Origin of the sequence: Curtobacterium sp. MCJR17_055, assembly GCF_003224335.1 — a bacterium.
Classification (GTDB): domain Bacteria; phylum Actinomycetota; class Actinomycetes; order Actinomycetales; family Microbacteriaceae; genus Curtobacterium.
The window spans coordinates 310,813-325,863 of sequence record NZ_QKLF01000002.1 but is presented as its reverse complement, the minus strand read 5'-3'; the positions used below and the strand labels follow the sequence as shown (position 1 = coordinate 325,863).

General features: G+C 73.5%; 16 protein-coding genes. 5 read left to right on the top strand and 11 right to left on the bottom strand.

What is annotated here, in order from left to right:
- Nucleotides 1-12 precede the first annotated feature (12 nt).
- From DEJ16_RS05615 to DEJ16_RS05605, 3 genes are all read left to right on the top strand, one after another.
- Nucleotides 13-414 (top strand): MerR family transcriptional regulator, encoded by a 402-nt coding sequence (locus tag DEJ16_RS05615; RefSeq protein ID WP_110824379.1) that lies wholly within the window; start codon nt 13-15, stop codon nt 412-414.
- Nucleotides 415-473: 59 nt separating this feature from the next.
- Nucleotides 474-1,139, top strand: a complete 666-nt coding sequence (locus DEJ16_RS05610; RefSeq protein WP_110824378.1) for an SDR family oxidoreductase — start codon at nt 474-476, stop codon at nt 1,137-1,139.
- 109 nt (nt 1,140-1,248) lie between these two features.
- Complete coding sequence (locus DEJ16_RS05605; protein ID WP_110899783.1) at nt 1,249-1,533, top strand: hypothetical protein; 285 nt, start codon at nt 1,249-1,251, stop codon at nt 1,531-1,533.
- Between the two features lie 76 nt (nt 1,534-1,609).
- Here the strand turns inward: DEJ16_RS05605 and DEJ16_RS05600 are convergent, their stop codons facing one another.
- From DEJ16_RS05600 to DEJ16_RS05575, 6 genes are all read right to left on the bottom strand, one after another.
- Nucleotides 1,610-4,417, bottom strand: coding sequence for an ABC transporter permease (locus tag DEJ16_RS05600; RefSeq protein ID WP_110824376.1), 2,808 nt, complete (start codon nt 4,415-4,417; stop codon nt 1,610-1,612).
- Nucleotides 4,414-5,145 (bottom strand): ABC transporter ATP-binding protein, encoded by a 732-nt coding sequence (locus tag DEJ16_RS05595; protein ID WP_110824375.1) that lies wholly within the window; start codon nt 5,143-5,145, stop codon nt 4,414-4,416. The genes DEJ16_RS05600 and DEJ16_RS05595 overlap by 4 nt, the downstream gene beginning before the upstream one ends.
- Nucleotides 5,142-5,732, bottom strand: coding sequence for a PadR family transcriptional regulator (locus tag DEJ16_RS05590; RefSeq protein WP_110824374.1), 591 nt, complete (start codon nt 5,730-5,732; stop codon nt 5,142-5,144). Before DEJ16_RS05590 ends, DEJ16_RS05595 begins: the two co-directional genes overlap by 4 nt.
- A gap of 171 nt (nt 5,733-5,903) precedes the next feature.
- Nucleotides 5,904-6,785 (bottom strand): aldo/keto reductase, encoded by an 882-nt coding sequence (locus DEJ16_RS05585; RefSeq protein ID WP_110824373.1) that lies wholly within the window; start codon nt 6,783-6,785, stop codon nt 5,904-5,906.
- A gap of 10 nt (nt 6,786-6,795) precedes the next feature.
- Nucleotides 6,796-7,410: a YdeI family protein gene (locus tag DEJ16_RS05580; RefSeq protein ID WP_220032659.1), complete on the bottom strand. Its 615-nt coding sequence runs from the start codon at nt 7,408-7,410 to the stop codon at nt 6,796-6,798.
- A gap of 5 nt (nt 7,411-7,415) precedes the next feature.
- Complete coding sequence (locus DEJ16_RS05575) at nt 7,416-7,961, bottom strand: thioesterase family protein (RefSeq protein WP_110824372.1); 546 nt, start codon at nt 7,959-7,961, stop codon at nt 7,416-7,418.
- Between the two features lie 219 nt (nt 7,962-8,180).
- Between DEJ16_RS05575 and DEJ16_RS05570 the strand changes: the two genes are divergently transcribed.
- Entirely contained in the window at nt 8,181-9,167 is a 987-nt protein-coding gene (locus DEJ16_RS05570) for an aldo/keto reductase (protein WP_110824371.1), read from the top strand.
- 94 nt (nt 9,168-9,261) lie between these two features.
- Here DEJ16_RS05570 and DEJ16_RS05565 read toward each other — a convergent pair whose 3' ends face one another.
- From DEJ16_RS05565 to DEJ16_RS05545, 5 genes are all read right to left on the bottom strand, one after another.
- Entirely contained in the window at nt 9,262-9,741 is a 480-nt protein-coding gene (locus tag DEJ16_RS05565) for an FBP domain-containing protein (protein WP_110824370.1), read from the bottom strand.
- A 166-nt stretch (nt 9,742-9,907) separates the two neighbouring features.
- On the bottom strand, nt 9,908-10,681 hold the full coding sequence (locus DEJ16_RS05560) for a class I SAM-dependent methyltransferase (protein ID WP_110824369.1): 774 nt from the start codon (nt 10,679-10,681) through the stop codon (nt 9,908-9,910).
- Nucleotides 10,682-10,733: 52 nt separating this feature from the next.
- Nucleotides 10,734-11,633 (bottom strand): helix-turn-helix transcriptional regulator, encoded by a 900-nt coding sequence (locus DEJ16_RS05555; RefSeq protein ID WP_110824368.1) that lies wholly within the window; start codon nt 11,631-11,633, stop codon nt 10,734-10,736.
- A gap of 131 nt (nt 11,634-11,764) precedes the next feature.
- Nucleotides 11,765-13,048, bottom strand: coding sequence for a hemolysin family protein (locus tag DEJ16_RS05550; RefSeq protein ID WP_110824367.1), 1,284 nt, complete (start codon nt 13,046-13,048; stop codon nt 11,765-11,767).
- A gap of 171 nt (nt 13,049-13,219) precedes the next feature.
- Nucleotides 13,220-14,254 (bottom strand): M23 family metallopeptidase, encoded by a 1,035-nt coding sequence (locus DEJ16_RS05545; RefSeq protein ID WP_110824366.1) that lies wholly within the window; start codon nt 14,252-14,254, stop codon nt 13,220-13,222.
- 194 nt (nt 14,255-14,448) lie between these two features.
- On the opposite strand from DEJ16_RS05545, the gene DEJ16_RS05540 reads away from it, so the two are divergent.
- Nucleotides 14,449-14,937, top strand: a complete 489-nt coding sequence (locus DEJ16_RS05540) for a hypothetical protein (RefSeq protein WP_110824365.1) — start codon at nt 14,449-14,451, stop codon at nt 14,935-14,937.
- The last annotated feature ends 114 nt before the right edge of the window (nt 14,938-15,051 follow it).

The window sequence follows — 15,051 nt, the reverse complement described above, 5'->3', positions numbered from 1 at the left end:
GGCGGCGGGATCGTGCTGATCGGCGAGTTGAGCGCGGCGACGGGTGTGAGCACGCGGGCGCTGCGGTACTACGAGCACGAGGGGCTCATCACGAGCAGACGGCGTCCGAACGGGTACCGGGACTACGACCCGGACGCGGTCGAGATGGTCGCGCTCATCCAGGACCTCTTCGCGGCCGGGCTCTCGTCGGGACTCCTCCGTGACGTGGTGCCCTGTGTGGCCGGAGACGCCGGGGGACCGCCGCCGGCGGACCTCCTCGCCCGGGTCGAGCAGGTCCGGGACGACCTGCTCCGGCAGGAAGCGCGGCTCCGGGCTCGGCGGGAGACGCTCGACGACTACCTGTCCGGCCGGCGGCGACCGGCGCGCATCGACGCCCTGGTGTCGGCCGACGCGTGCCTGCCGGACCGGACCTGACTGCCGCAGGAGGCCGCCTGGTTCAGTGGAACGACCACCACCAGTCCCTGGAGGACCACATGACCACCATCGCCATCGTCGGCGCCGGCAAGGGCCTCGGGCTCGCCGTCGCCGAGCGTTTCGCCCGTGAGGGCTTCGCCGTCGCCCTGATCTCCCGCAACCAGGCCCGCCTCGACGAGCTCGCCGCCTCGCTCCGGGAGCAGGGGCACCAGGCCGCCGGGTTCGCCGCGAACGTCCGCGACGGGGACTCCCTCCGCCGCGCGCTCGAGCAGGCCACCGAGCAGCTCGGCCCGATCGAGGTCCTGCAGTACAGCCCGCTGCCCGCGAAGGAGTACATGCGGCCGGTGCTCGAGACGACCGCCGAGGACCTCGTCGGCCCGATCGAGTTCTCCGTCTACGGCTCGGTGAACGCCGTCCGCCAGGTCCTGCCCGGCATGCGCGCGATCGGCTCCGGCACGATCCTGTTCGTCAACGGCGGCAGCGCGGTCCGTCCGGGCGCGCGCGTCACCGGCACGTCGGTCGCCTTCGCCGGCGAGAGCGCCTACGCGCAGCTGCTCCACGACGCCGTGCGGGACGAGCAGGTCCACGTCGGCCAGCTCATCATCCCGTTCGGCATCGACGACGGGCAACAGGACCACTCGGGCGCCGCGATCGCCGAGCGGCTCTGGTCGATCCACACCGAGCGCGGCGACTTCCGCACGTACGCGGAGCCGCTCCCCGAGTAGACGGTCGCGGCGCCCGACATCGCGCAGCGGACCCGGCACCGCGCGAGTGCCGAGCGCGGTTGCCGTTCCGGGGTGTCGACGACCCCACCGGCGGGCTACCGTGGTGCGCATGCGACGCAGGGACCGGCCGACCGGTGACACCGCGCTGACGGTGGACGAGGCCACCGCGATCGCCGACCACGCCGAGGCCGGCCGTCTCGACATGGAGGACCCGGAGGTCCGCCGCCTGGTCGGCGAGGCGAACCGTGTCCTCGTCCGGGCCGGCGTGTGGGGCGTCGACGAGACCCCTCGGCAGCGCCGACGCCGACGGATCCTCGCGGTCGGCGCGTCGGTGCTGGTGCTGTCATGGCTGGCCGGGCTCTTCCTGCCCCTGCTCGCCCGGCTCGCCGACTAGCGCGTCGAGTCCGCTGCCGGCGACGTGACCGCCGGACGGGAGGCTCGCAGCCAGCTGGCAGCGGGCCTCCCGTCCGTCAGGCGGTCCGTCGGACCGCCACACGCCGTCGCCGACCGGCGACCGCCCAGACCCCCGCGGTCACGAGGACCGGCAGCCCGAGTCCGAGCACCGCGAGCGACACCGGGTCCGGGGCGAACGGCATGTGGACGACGCCGTCCGGTGTCGGTGTGAACCGGAGCGTCAGGGCGCGGAGCGGCAGGGTCCCGAGCGCGACCCCGACCAGCGAGCCGACCAGCGTGAGCAGCGCGGCCTGCCACGTCGAGACCAGGCGGCGGACACCGGGCGAGGCGCCGACCGCGTCGAGCACCTCGTCGTCACGACGCCCGTCGGCCCGCGCCAGCCCGATCGCCACGGTCGTGGCACCGAGCGTGACGATCCCGGCCAGGAGTGTGACGACGACCGCGATCGGTCGGAACGGGTCCTCGGGGCCGTTCTCCACCGAGAACCACGGGTACCAGAGGTCGGCGTCGGCACCCGCCGCGGTCTGCCAGGTCGCCGCGAGGGTGTCCGTCTGCTCGTCGGTGATGCCACCCGGGAAGGACCCGACCAGGAAGGAGCGCTCGGTCTCGAGCCCGTGCCGCTGGGCGCCCTGCGGCGTGAGGAACAGTCCGAGGTGGAGGGGTTGGTCGGTGTGCTCGACCACGGCCGGCAGGGTCGTCGAGCTCGTCGCCCGCGAGGTCGGCTGCTCGCCGTACGCGGTGAACTGCGAGAAGGGTCGGGTGTCGAGCCGGACCACGCCGTCGCGCACGTACTCGGGCCGCATGGAGACGGCGTCACCGCGTTCGAGTGAGGCGCGTGCGACCCGGGACGGCCGGTGGCCGAGGAGCTCGGCGAGGTCGTCGACGTCTCCGGTCAGGACGTGCGGGCGCGAGGCGTCCGGTGCGCTCAACCAGTCGGAGCACGCTCCGGTGCTGCTGTCGGCACAGTCCCGCTGGTGCACGTCGACGGGCAGGGTGACCGGGGCGTCGTCGGACCCGGTCTCGACGCCCGCGCCGAGGAGTCGGACGTCGGCGTCGGGCAGGACCTGGCGCACGACCCGGAGTGCCCGGTCGCGGAGCGCCGCGTCGATCCCGTCCCCGGTGATGGACGCGGTGCCCACGCCCTCCGCGGTGGAGAACTCGTACTGCGCGTCGGTCTGCGCCTGTCCCGCGGCCGCGAAGGTCAGCACGACGGTCGAGACGAACACGACGCTCATCACGCTCGCGAGCACGGGGACCGTCCGGACCGGGTTGCGGACGGCGTCGCGGACGGCGATCCGGGCGGGCAGACCGAGCCGCTCCCCGATCCGGGCGACCCCGGCGAGCAGCCGACGCGCGGCGAGGACGATGCCGAGCTGCGCCAGGCAGGGGCCGACCGCCACGCCGACGCCGACCACGAGCGCGAGGTGGTCGTCCTGCACCGGACGGTCGTTGAGCATCAGCACGCCCACGCCGCAGGCCATCGTCATCAGCACGCCGACCCCGGCGAGCACGGGTCCCGCGGCTGCGGCCCACCGACGCCGGGACGCGGGCGCGGGGCGGGTGGCGCCACGGAGGGCACTGTCCACGTCGACGCGGCTCGCGCTCCTGGCGGCGACGAGCGAGGCCGCCCACCCGGCCAGGACCCCGAGCGCCACGACGGCGAGCAGCACGAGCCATGGCAGGTGCACCCCGGGGTAGCGAGCGCGGTCCCCCGAGTCGAGCAGGTGGAAGGCCGCGACACCGCCGCCGATGCCGAGCACGGTGCCGCACACCGCTCCGACGGCACCGAGCACGAGGCCGGAGGACGACACGACCGTGAAGAGGAAGCGCCGGTCGCCGCCGACGCTCGCCAGCACCGCGTGCGAGCGGGTGTCCGCACGGGAGCTCACCAGGAACGCCGCAGCCGCGAGCAACCCGACCTCGAACAGGGCGAACGCCCCGGCGAGGCCGACGTACCCGTAACTGACGATCGGGTCGTACCCGCCGGAGCTCCTGCTGGCGAAGGGCGGGTCGAGCACGACGGCCCGGGACTCGACCACGATGCCGTGGTCGTTGTACCGCTGGACCTCGGGCCAGGTCACGCTGTGGTCGGGGAGGAACACCTGGGTGGCGTCGTCGTCGCCGAGCCCGAGGGACCCCCACGGGCCGAACACGGCGAGGGTGGACGACGGTCGACCGAGGTCGCGGAGTGTGCCGACGATCGTGACCTGCCGCTGCACCGGGTCCTCGAGCTCGAGTGTCTCGCCGACGGCGACGTGCAGGCGGTCGAGCGTGGCGGGTGTCACGAGCACCTGGCCTGCGGCGCGCGGGACGGCGCCGTCGATCCGGTCCCAGTGCCCGTGGAGGGCGCCGGCCCAGGTCTCGCCCTCGACCGCGGTGACCGTCACGGGGACCTCCGGCCCGGCGACGACCGCGGAGCCCTCCCGCACCGGGATGGACGCGGCTCCGTCCGGGACAGAGGTGAGCAGGTCCGCGGTCGGCGGGGCCGGGGTGTCGGCGTCGGTGCTGGTGGGGTCGTCCTGCCAACGCTGGAGCGGCGTGCCGGGCCGCGTCACGGCGGCGTAGCGGTCGACCGGGTCCTGCCGCATCCCGACCAGGTCCGGGCCGTTCGACTCGAGGAGCGCGGCGGACCGCCCGAGCTCGACGGTCAACTCGTCCTCGGTGCTCTGTGTCGTCGACGCGATGAGCACGCTGCCCGCCGCGAGTCCGGCGATCGGCAGCCCGATGAGCGACGCGACGAGCACCGCGCGACCGGTCCGGGCGAACGCCAGACGCCGGGCCAGCAGGAGCGCGGGCCGGAGGGCGAACGGGGAGCGGCTGCGGATCGTCGGACGGTGCGTGTCCCGACGGGGCCGCTCGCTCACGACCGGTCCTGCGCGTCCGACAGGGCCAGCTCCACGCCGGCGTAGGCGGTCTCGTCGACGATGCGGCCGTCGCGGAGGAACACGATCCGGTCCGCCCAGGCTGCGTGCCGGGCGTCGTGCGTGACGAGCAGCGCGCCGGCACCGGAGTCGACGTGTCGGCGGAGCATGCGCAACACGACCTCGCCGGTCTGCGAGTCGAGGGCACCGGTCGGCTCGTCGGCGAGGACGAGCTTCCGGTCGCCGACGACCCCGCGGGCGATCGCGACCCGCTGCCGCTGGCCGCCGGAGAGGTCGTCCGGCCAGGCGTCGAGGCGGTGCCCGAGCTCGACGCTCTCCAGTGCGAGCTGTGCGGCCTTCCGGGCACGCCCGGTGCGCCAGCCGTCGAGCTCGAGTGGGAGCGCCACGTTCTCGACCGCGGTCAGCGAGGGGATGAGGTTGAAGTCCTGGAAGACGAAGCCGAGCACCCGCCGACGCAGGGCCGCGAGCTCCCGGGCCGGACGGTCGGACACCCATTCGCCGTCGATGCGGACCTCACCGCTCGTCGGCGGCATGAGCGTCCCGGACACGGACAACAGGGTCGACTTGCCCGATCCGGAGGTCCCCATCACGGCGACCATCTCGCCCGGACGGATCGTCAGGTCGACACCGGCCAGAGCGGTCACGGCCTGCGCACCGCTGCCGTACTGCACGGCCACGGCGTCGAGTTCGAGGAGCGGGGTCGAGGTCATCGGACGGCCTCGCCGGAGCGACGGCCGGTGGGCTCGCTGCCGTACGCGTCCTCGTCGTCGGGCTGGCCGAGGGTCCCGCGCGACGTCGGCTGGTACCGCGCGACGCTCGACTCCACGTGGTCGAGCCAGCGGACCTCGGACTCGGCCTGGAACACCATCGACTCGAGGACGAGCGACCATGCCAGGTCGGTCGCCGGGTCCGTGGTGCGCTTGAGGCGCGTCAGGTCCTGCAGTGCCCGGACCGCTGCCGTGCGCTGCACCTGCACGAGGCGTTGCACGTCGACGCCGGGGACCGTGACCGCGATCGCGAACTTGATCGCGAGTTCGTCCCGTCCGCGCTTGGCCGGGACCGGCTCGCTGAACCACCGGTCGACCGCCTCGCGGCCCGCGTCGGTCGCCGTGTAGACGACGTGTCCGTCGTCGTCGGCGTCCCCGCGGGCCACGAGGCCGTCGCGCTCCAACCGATCGAGCGTCGTGTAGACCTGGCCGATGTTCAGCGGCCAGCTGCCCCCGGTCCGGTGCTCGAACTCCCCCCGGAGCTGGTAGCCGTAGCCCGGCTCGGCCACCAGCAGTGCGAGTACGCCCATGCGGACACTCATCGTTCCCCCTCCGCCCCGGCGGAGCGCTTCTCCCCGGGCATACCGAGTATGCACATACCCGGTATGCCGGGACAAGCGGGTCGGGCGGAAGTCATCCTGCAGACGGACGGGAGGCCCGTGGCGATCCCGCCACGGGCCTCCCGGTCGGAGCGGGACAGCTCAGCTGTGCAGCTTCGACAGCTCCTGGAACTCCTCGTCGCTGAGCTCGATCGTCGCGCCCTGGAGGTTGTCCTCGAGGTGGTCGACGCTCGACGTGCCGGGGATCGGCAGCATGACGGGCGAACGCTTGAGCAGCCACGCGAGCGCGACCTGCGCCGGGGTGGCGTCCTTCTGCTTCGCGAGTTCGGTGAGCGGCGAGTCCGCACCGGTCAGGCCGCCGGTCGCGAGCGGGAACCACGGGATGAAGCCGATGCCCTGCTCCTCCGACCAGTCGAGGAGCTCCTCGGCCGAACGGTCGGTGAGGTTGTAGAGGTTCTGCACGGAGACGATCGTGGCGATCTGCTGCGCGGCCTTCACGTCGTCGACCGAGACCTCGGACAGCCCGATGTGGCGGATCTTGCCCTCGTCCTGCAGCTTCTTCAGCTCGCCGATCTGGTCCTCGAGCGGGACCTTCGGGTCGATGCGGTGCAGCTGGAACAGGTCGATGCGCTCGAGGCCGAGGCGGCGGAGGCTCATCTCGGCCTCCTGGCGCAGGTACTCCGGGCGGCCGACCGGCGGCCACTCGTTCGGGCCGGTGCGGGTCAGGCCGGCCTTCGTGGCGATGACGACGTCGTCGCCGTAGGGGTGGAGGGCCTCCTTGAGGAGCTCCTCGGCGACGTAGGGGCCGTACGAGTCGGCCGTGTCGAAGAAGTTCACGCCCAGCTCGACGGCGCGCTTCAGGACGCGGATCGCCTCGTCGTGGTCCTTCGGCGGTCCCCAGACGCCGGGGCCGGTGAGCTGCATGGTGCCGTAGCCGAGGCGGTTGACCTCGAGGTCCCCGCCGATGCGGAAGGTGCCGGAGGACGCGGCCGGACGGTTCGTGGTGTCAGTGCCAGTGGTCATGCATCCCGGTCTACGCCTCCGGGTCGATGACCCGTGGAGGCTGCGCACCGGGACGGGGGTACGGCGTCTCCCCACGCGTGAGGCCACCGACGAGCTTCGCGATGCGGTTCGCCCGCGCGGTCTCACTCGGGGCGGTCACCACTCGGTGCACGACGGCGTACCGGTTCGTCGCGTCGAGCTCCGCGAACAGAGCGGCGGCCGTCGGTGCGGCGTCGAGCGCTGCCCGCAGGTCCTCGGGCACCTCGGCGGTCGCAGCCCCCGCGTACGCGCGGTCCCACCGACCGTCGTCCTTCGCGCGGTCGACCTCCGCCTGCCCGCGCGGCCGCATCCGTCCGGCCTCCACCAGCGCGGCGACGAGTCCGACGTTCCGCTTCGACCACAGGGACGCCTTCCGCCGCGGGGTGAACCGCTGCAGGAACGTGGCCGCGTCGAGCCCGCGCTTCGACCCGTCGATCCACCCGGAGCAGAGCGCCTCGTCCAGGGCTTGCGCGTACGTCAGGCTCGTCGGGCTGGTCGTGCCCTTCTTGGCGAGGACGAGCCAGACCCCGTCGGACGTGTCCTCGTGCCCGTCCAGCCAGGCGCGCCAGGCGGCGGCGTCGGCGACGACGAACGGCTCGATCTCCATGCCGGTCATGGTCGCACGCGGTCGCATCCCGAGCCACTGATGCGGACGGCGTCGGCCCACGCGGACACCCAGTCCGGCAGGGTCAGGTCACGGGGTGCGCCACCGGCGGCGGCGAGCAGCTCGTCGGGCCGGACCGTGCCTCCAGTCCGGCGGAGGAACCGGGCCTGCACGACCGCCCGGGCCACGACGTCCCCGTGCCGCGTGAACGTCTGCTCCATGTACACCGCCCGCTCGTCCACCCCGAGCACCCGCGAGCGCAGCTCGAAGCGCTGCCCGAGCGTCAGCGACCGTTTGTAGGTGATCGTCTGTGCGGCCACGACGGGGTACCAGCCGCGCGCGCCGACCACCTGCCAGAAGCCGGAGCGCAGCATGAGGTCGAGTCGGCCGAGGTCGAGCAGCGACAGGTACTTCCCGTTGTTGACGTGCCGCAGCGGGTCCAGGTCGGTGAGCGTCACACGGAACGGCGTCCGCGATTCGTCCCACAGCGACAGCCGCCGCCGGGACAACCGGATGCGCAGGGTCAGCAGCAGGAGCCGGAAGGTCAGGTTCACGGGGTCGATCCGACCACCACCGGGGCCCCGGCGCGAGGAGCTTGGAGGTTCCCCACCACGACGGTGCCGTCGCCCGCCTCGACCTTGCCGTTTCCCGCTCTCCGCTTGCCGCTCCGCGGTGCATTCCCGGCAGACGGGCACGGTCAGGGCCTCCCTCCACGACGACCCGGGCGAGTACACCGGGACCTGCAGACAACGGACCTGATGAAAGGACCACGCATGCAGACACGCTTCCTCTCCGACCTCCAGGTCGGCGCGATCGGCCTCGGCACCATGGGCATGAGCGCCTTCTACTCCGGCGCCGGCTCCGACGACGCCGAGTCGATCCGGACCATCCAGCGCGCCATCGACCTCGGCGTCACGCTCTTCGACACCGCCGAGGCGTACGGCCCGTACACGAACGAGGAACTCCTCGCCGAAGCCCTCAAGGGCCGTCGCGACGAGGTCGTCATCGCCACGAAGTTCGGGCTCTACCACCACGAGGCCGACGAGCAGACGCCGACCCAGACCCGGGCGATCTCCAGCGCCCCCGAGTCCGTCCGGGTCGCCCTCGAGGGGTCGCTCCGCCGCCTCGGCACCGACCACATCGACCTGTACTACCAGCACCGCGTCGACCCGGCCGTCCCGATCGAGGACGTCATCGGGCAGCTCGCCGGCTTCGTGCAGGAGGGCAAGATCCGCCACATCGGGCTGTCCGAGGCCTCCGCCGCGACGATCCGCAAGGCCCACGCCGTGCACCCGATCACCGCGCTGCAGAGCGAGTACTCGCTGTGGACGCGCGACCCCGAGGGTGACGTGCTCGACACCCTGCGCGAGCTCGGGATCGGCCTCGTGCCGTACTCGCCGCTCGGCCGCGGGTTCCTCACCGGCGCGATCACGAAGCCGTCGGACCTCGGCGAGGACGACTTCCGGTCGGCGAACCCGCGCTTCCAGGAGGAGGCCTTCGCGGCGAACATGCGGATCGTCGACGCGGTGAAGGGCATCGCGGACGAGGTCGGCGGCACCCCCGCCCAGGTCGCCCTCGCGTGGCTGCTCGCGCAGGGCGAGGACATCGTCCCGATCCCGGGCACGAAGCGCGTCACCCGGCTCGAGGAGAACGTCGGCGCGGCCGACGTCACGCTCTCGGCCGACCAGGTCGAGCGCCTGTCGGCGCTGCCGCTGCCGACCGGGGACCGCTACCCCGACATGTCGAGCATCGGGCGCTGACCCTCCCGCAACACGCACCGTGGGCGGCAGCGTGCAACGCGATCGCGCTGCACGGCGCCGCCCACGGTGCGTCCTGCGTGCCGCTGGACGCGCGTCAGACCTCGGCTGCGAAGGCCGCGACGCGCAGCTGCAGGTCCTCCATCCGCCGGAGGCGCGCGGCCTCGACGTCGTAGCCCTCGTACGCCGGCGGCGGGGTCGTCCGGACGTTGCGCGAGCACTGGAAGTCCTGGCAGACCAGTGTGCCGACCGTGTTGCCCTTCCGGCCGGACGACCCCGAGTGCTTCGCGGCGTAGAAGACGACGTCGTTCGGCAGCTTCACGTCCTGGCACCACGAGCACTGGGCCCGGGACCTGGGCGAGGCCTCGGCCTGCCGGAACAGGATGCCGACGAGGTCGCCGTCGAGCGTCGGGACGACCACGTAGGCGCGGCGGGCGGTCTTCGGGTCACGCCACCCGAGGAAGGTCAGGTCGTCCCACACGACGGCGTCGAGGTCGGGGACGGTCATGTCGGCGAGTTCGCGACGGGAGGCGTTGACGAAGGAGGCACGGACGGCCTCCGGGGTGATCGGGAGCATGGTGAGCCTGTCGTTCTGGCACCGGCGCAGTGTCGTGCGTCAGCGGTGCGGTCGTTCAGAGGGGTCGATGACGGCGCCGTGTCGGACGACACGGCGGGGGCGTCAGGCCCTGATGCCGGCGCTGGCGCCGACGACCTCCTCGGAACGGGTGCTCACGTCCTCCACCCTACGGTCGCGCGACGACGAGCACCAGCGACCCCTCGTAGGACGGCTGCACCCGGAGACGGCCGTGCCGGGCGTCCCACGAACCGTCCTCGATCGCGGTGCGGAGCGCGTTGACCGAGCGCGCCGCCGTCATCTCGTCGACGAACGCCCACGCCGAGTTCGCCTTGCGGGCGCCCGGGTCGAGGAGCCGTTCCGGTCGGCCGTAGTACGCCTCCGAGAACCCGTCGACGCACGTGAACGGGATCGGCAGGCGCGTGGTCGTGACGTCGCCGCCGAGGGCAGCGGTGATGCGGTCCAGGGACGGGTAGCGGCGGGCCTCGGTCGCCATCACCTCGGGGGCGTACTCGGCCAGCCAGAGGTCCTCGACGCGCGTGGGGTCGCAGGTGAGCAGGACGACCGGGCCCCGGGTGACGCGCCGCACCTCGGCGAGGCCGCGGTCGAGGTCCGCCCACTGGTGCACGGAGAACGTCGCCATCGCCGCGTCGAAGGCGTCGTCGGCGAAGGGCAGGTCCTCGGCGGACGCGTCCACTGCCTCCGGCAGGTCGCCCGGACGCTGCGCCCGCATGGTGGCGGATGGCTCGACGGCGGTGACCTCGCGGTCCCGCGGCTCGTACGACCCGGCACCCGCTCCGACGTTCAGCACGGTGCGGGCCTGCCCGAGTGCCGACCGGATCGCTCGTTCGAACGACGGTTCCGGCCGGCGGTACCGGGTGTACCCGTCGCCGATGGTGCCGTAGTCGGCGTCCCCGGCCGATCCGTCCGCAGTCCTCGTCACGCCGTCAGCCTACGGCGGCGGACCCGCGCCGCGACCGGTCGGAGGCGGAGCCTCAGTCGACCGACTCGGACGACCGTGACGCCGCCCGCTGCTCGGCGAGCTCGGTGGCCGCCCACGTGCCGAGCAGGGAGAGGGAGCGCTCGGACTCCGACCCGGGGTCGGCTCCGTAGGTGAACACCGTGAGCCCGGGGTCCGCGACGAGGTCGAGCGCCTCGAACGACAGCTCGAGGTCGCCGACGATCGGGTGGTGCAGGTGCTTCCGGCCGGAGCGGTGCACGTGCACGTCGTGCTCGGCCCACCACGTCCGGAACTCCTCGCTCTTCACCGACAGCTCGCCGACCAGGGTCATCAGGCCCGGCTCGCAGGGGTTCGAGGCCGCCGTCGTCCGCAGCACGGCGACGGCGTCGCGGGCGGTCTGTTCCCAGCGCGGGAAGAAGTCGCGGGCGGCCGGGTCGAGGAACGCGAACCGGGCGGTGTTGACCGGACGTCCGGTCCCGGCGAAGACGGGCGCGTAGAGCGCGCGGCCGAGGGTGTTCGTCGCGACGATGTCGAGCCGCTCGTTGCGGATCCAGGCGGGTGCCCCGGTGATCGCGTCGAGGAGTCGCTGCACCGCGGGGCGGACCGACGTGGGCACGGCGCGGTGGGTGCTCTTCACGCCCGCGTTCGCGAGTCGGGCGAGGTCGGCCAGGTGGGCGCGCTCGGCCTCGTCGAGCTGGAGCGCGGTGGCGAGACCGTCGAGCACGCCCTCCGAGACGCCCTTCAGGGTGCCGCGTTCGAGCCGCGTGTAGTAGTCGACGCTGACACCGGCGAGCATCGCGACCTCGTGACGACGGAGGCCCGGGACGCGCCGGGTGCCGCCGCCGAAGGACGGCATACCGGCCTGGTCGGGGGTGAGGCGCGCTCGCCGGCTGGAGAGGAAGTCGCGGATCTCGTTGCGGACGTCGATACCCATGACGCCAGGCTACGGGGCGGAGCCGGGACCGGTGCGGGTACCGCCGGTGCCGGCCACGGCGGCGCGACGCGGTGACCGCCGGACGGGAGGCCCGACTCCGGTCCGGTGTCGAGCCTCCCGTCCGGCGCTGGTCACCCCGCGGCCTCGGCGGCCGCCGAGACGGCGACGGCGGTGATCCGCACGCGGGAGACGCGGTGACCGGCCATGGCGGTGACCTCGAGCCGGTGTCCGGCCACCTCGACCACGTCGCCGACGCGCGGGACACGGTCGAGGGCGACCTGCACCAGGCCGCCGACGGTCTCGTAGTCCCCGTCGGGCAGGGCGGGGCCGCCGTCGGCCGCGAGGTCCTCGAGGACGAGTGCCCCGTCGACCTCGTCGTGGCGGGTCGGGGTGCGGTCGTCGTACTCGTCGCGGATGGTCCCCACCAGGTCCTCCAGCAGCGCCTCGAGCGTGACCATGCCGGCGCTGCCGCCGTACTCGTCGACGACGAGCGCGATCTGGTGGCCGTCGGCGCGCATGTCCGCGATCGCCCCGGTCAGCGACTTCGTCTCGGGCATCGCCAGCACCGGGCGGACCACGGTCGCGACGGCCGCGCCGGGGTCGGTCGGTCGCAGGAGGTCCCGGAGGTGCACGAACCCGACGACGTCGTCCCGGGACCCGCCGGTGACGAGGTACCGCGTGTGGCCGCGGTCGATCGCCTGGTCCGTCGCCCGGGCGAGCGGCAGGCCCGCGTCGAGGACGTCGACGTCGAACCAGGGCCGCATGGACTCGCGGAGGATGCGGTCCCCGGCGTCGAGGGCACTGCGGGCGATCCGGCGACCCTGCGCGTCGATCGCGTCGTGGTCGGTCACGAGGCCCCGGAGCTCCTCGGTGCTCATCGACTCGCTGCGGGCGTCGGGGTCGCCGCCGAGGAGTCGGACGACGGCGTTCGTCGACGTCGACAGCACCCAGATCACGGGGCGCATGAGCACGGCGAACCGGTCGAGCGTCGGTGCGACGAGCATCGAGAACCCCTCGGCGCGCTGGAGGGCCAGCCGCTTCGGCACGAGTTCACCGAACACGAGCGAGAGGTAGGCGATGACGAGGGTCATCGCGACGAGGGCGACGGCCTCGGCAGCGCCCTGCTCGAGCCCGAGCCCGGTGAGGAGCGGGGCGACGTCCGGCGCGATCGACGCGGCACCGTAGGCGGCCGAGAAGAACCCGGCCACCGTGACGCCGATCTGGACCGCGGACAGGAAGCGGTTCGGGTCACGGCCGAGCGCGGCGACGCGTGCACCCCGGGACCCGCGGCGTTCGAGCTGCTGCAATTGGGATTCGCGGAGCGAGACGAGGGCGATCTCGGCGGCGGCGAACACACCACCGACGAGCACGAAGAGGACGACGAGTCCGAAGGCGATCCAGGTGTCGGCACCCATCAGCGGGGCTGCGCGGAGTGGGACGCCTGCGGCGACGTCGGGTGGGCGGGCGGTCTGTGGTGATCGTCCATCCTGTGATCATGCACAGGGAGACTGAGACGGTGCCGCGGGGCGGCTGTGTCCTCGCTGTCCGCCGCGGTCGTGGCAGCCGGACAGGGGACGGAACGGGATCTAGAGCGGTTGCCCGGTGTGCGCGGCGATCCACGCTGCCGGGTCGATGGGGAGCGTGCCGTCCATCAGGACCTCGAGGTGCAGGTGTGCCCCGGTCGAGACCCCGGAGGAGCCGACGCTGCCGATGAACTGGCCGGGCTCGACGCGGTCGCCGACCTGCAGCGGGGAGGAGCCGGGGATCATGTGCCCGTAGAGGGTCGAGACCTTCCGACCGTCCACGACGTGGTCGATGATGACGGTCTCGCCGTACGAGAAGTACACGCCCGAGACCCGGACCGTCCCGGCGGCCACCGCCCCGATCGGCGCACCCATGCCGGGGTTGAAGTCGAGGCCCTGGTGCAGCGACGAGCACGCGCCACAGGGAGCCGTGCGGTACCCGAAGCCGGAGCTCATCCGCACGGGACCGGGGAACGGCGAGCGGACCGCGCCGCCGTACGTCACCGAGGCTCCGGGCTTCGCGTCGGCCGCGGCGACGCCACCACCGACCGTGAAACCGTCGCGGCTCGTGCTCGCCAGGGCGACCTGGGTGACGGCGAAGTCCTGGGTGGTCACGGTCGGCGCGAGCGTCGAGGTCGCGACGGAGGGACCGGTGCCGGCGTGCGCAGGCATGGCGGAGGCGCCGAACATGACGAGGGCGGCGACGGCGCTCGTCACCGTGAGGCTGCTCGCCCGGGCGGCGCGACGGGGGCTCCGGGGGGTCGGGGCGGCGACCGCGGCTGTCCGACGCGGCGCGAGTGCGACCTGCCGACGCGGAACCCGGCGGATGCGGGTGTCGGCGTGGCGCTCCGATGCGGGAGCGGCGACGTGCGGCCGCTCGGTCCGGCCGCTCGGCTCGGTCCGGCCGGTCTGCTCGGTCCGGCCGCTCTGCGCAGCGCCCGCCGCCTGCTCGTCCCACACCGCTTGCTCGGCCGGCACGGTGTTCCCGACCTGCTCGGTCTGACGGGCCCGCGCGGCCCGTTCGGCGGCGAGGGCAGCACGGCGGGTCAGGTGCACGACGGGCGTGCTGCTGGAGTGGTCTGCGTCAGGGGGAGTCATGGCCGCAGCCCATTCTGCACGAAGCTGTCCGCTTGTACAGCCCCTCTTCCGACACCCTGCAGCGTCGCCGGTTGCCCCCGGCGCGGTGGGGTGGCAGCCGGCCCCGCTGGGAGTCGACCCGGCGGACACAGGCGATCCGGGCCTCCCGGCCGGTCCGTCAGTAGGGTCGGGGGAAGCGACGGAGAGGACCCCTCATGGCCCGATCGCCGCGGGAGCGGCACGAACCCATCGACCTGCGGTCGGCGGAGGTCGTGCTCGCCGGTACCCAGGACCTCCTCCCCGTCCTCCGGTCGGCGGCCGTCCGCGCCGGGGTGGACGCGGCGCGCATGCGGGTGGTCGGCGTCGACGACGTGCCGGACCTCGACGGCGAGGCGGACGCCGAGCTGGCGGTCATCGCGATCCGTCGCTCCGGTGACGACCCCGCGTTCCTCCGCGCGCAGGAGACCGCCGAACGGCTCGCCCCGTTGCTCCGACCCACTGCCGTGCGCATCGTCATCACCGTGTCGGGCCGGACCCGGCTGGTACCGAAGCTCGAGCGCGCCCTCACGGCGGAGGTCCTGCACCAGCTCGGAGCGGCCACGGCGGTGTCCGGCTTCCGGCGGCCCTTCCGCAACCTGCGGACCCGGCTCGGGACCGCCGGGCTGCGCACCGCCGGGCTGCGGGTCTTCCGTCTGACGGTCTGACGACCGGGAGGCCCGCGGCGCCTCCGGCGGCACGGCCGCCGTCCACAGATGGGAGCCTGGCCGACAGTTTCCCCAGCGTCGGTGTCTTGACGTCGAGACATCTCGCGCCGCGAG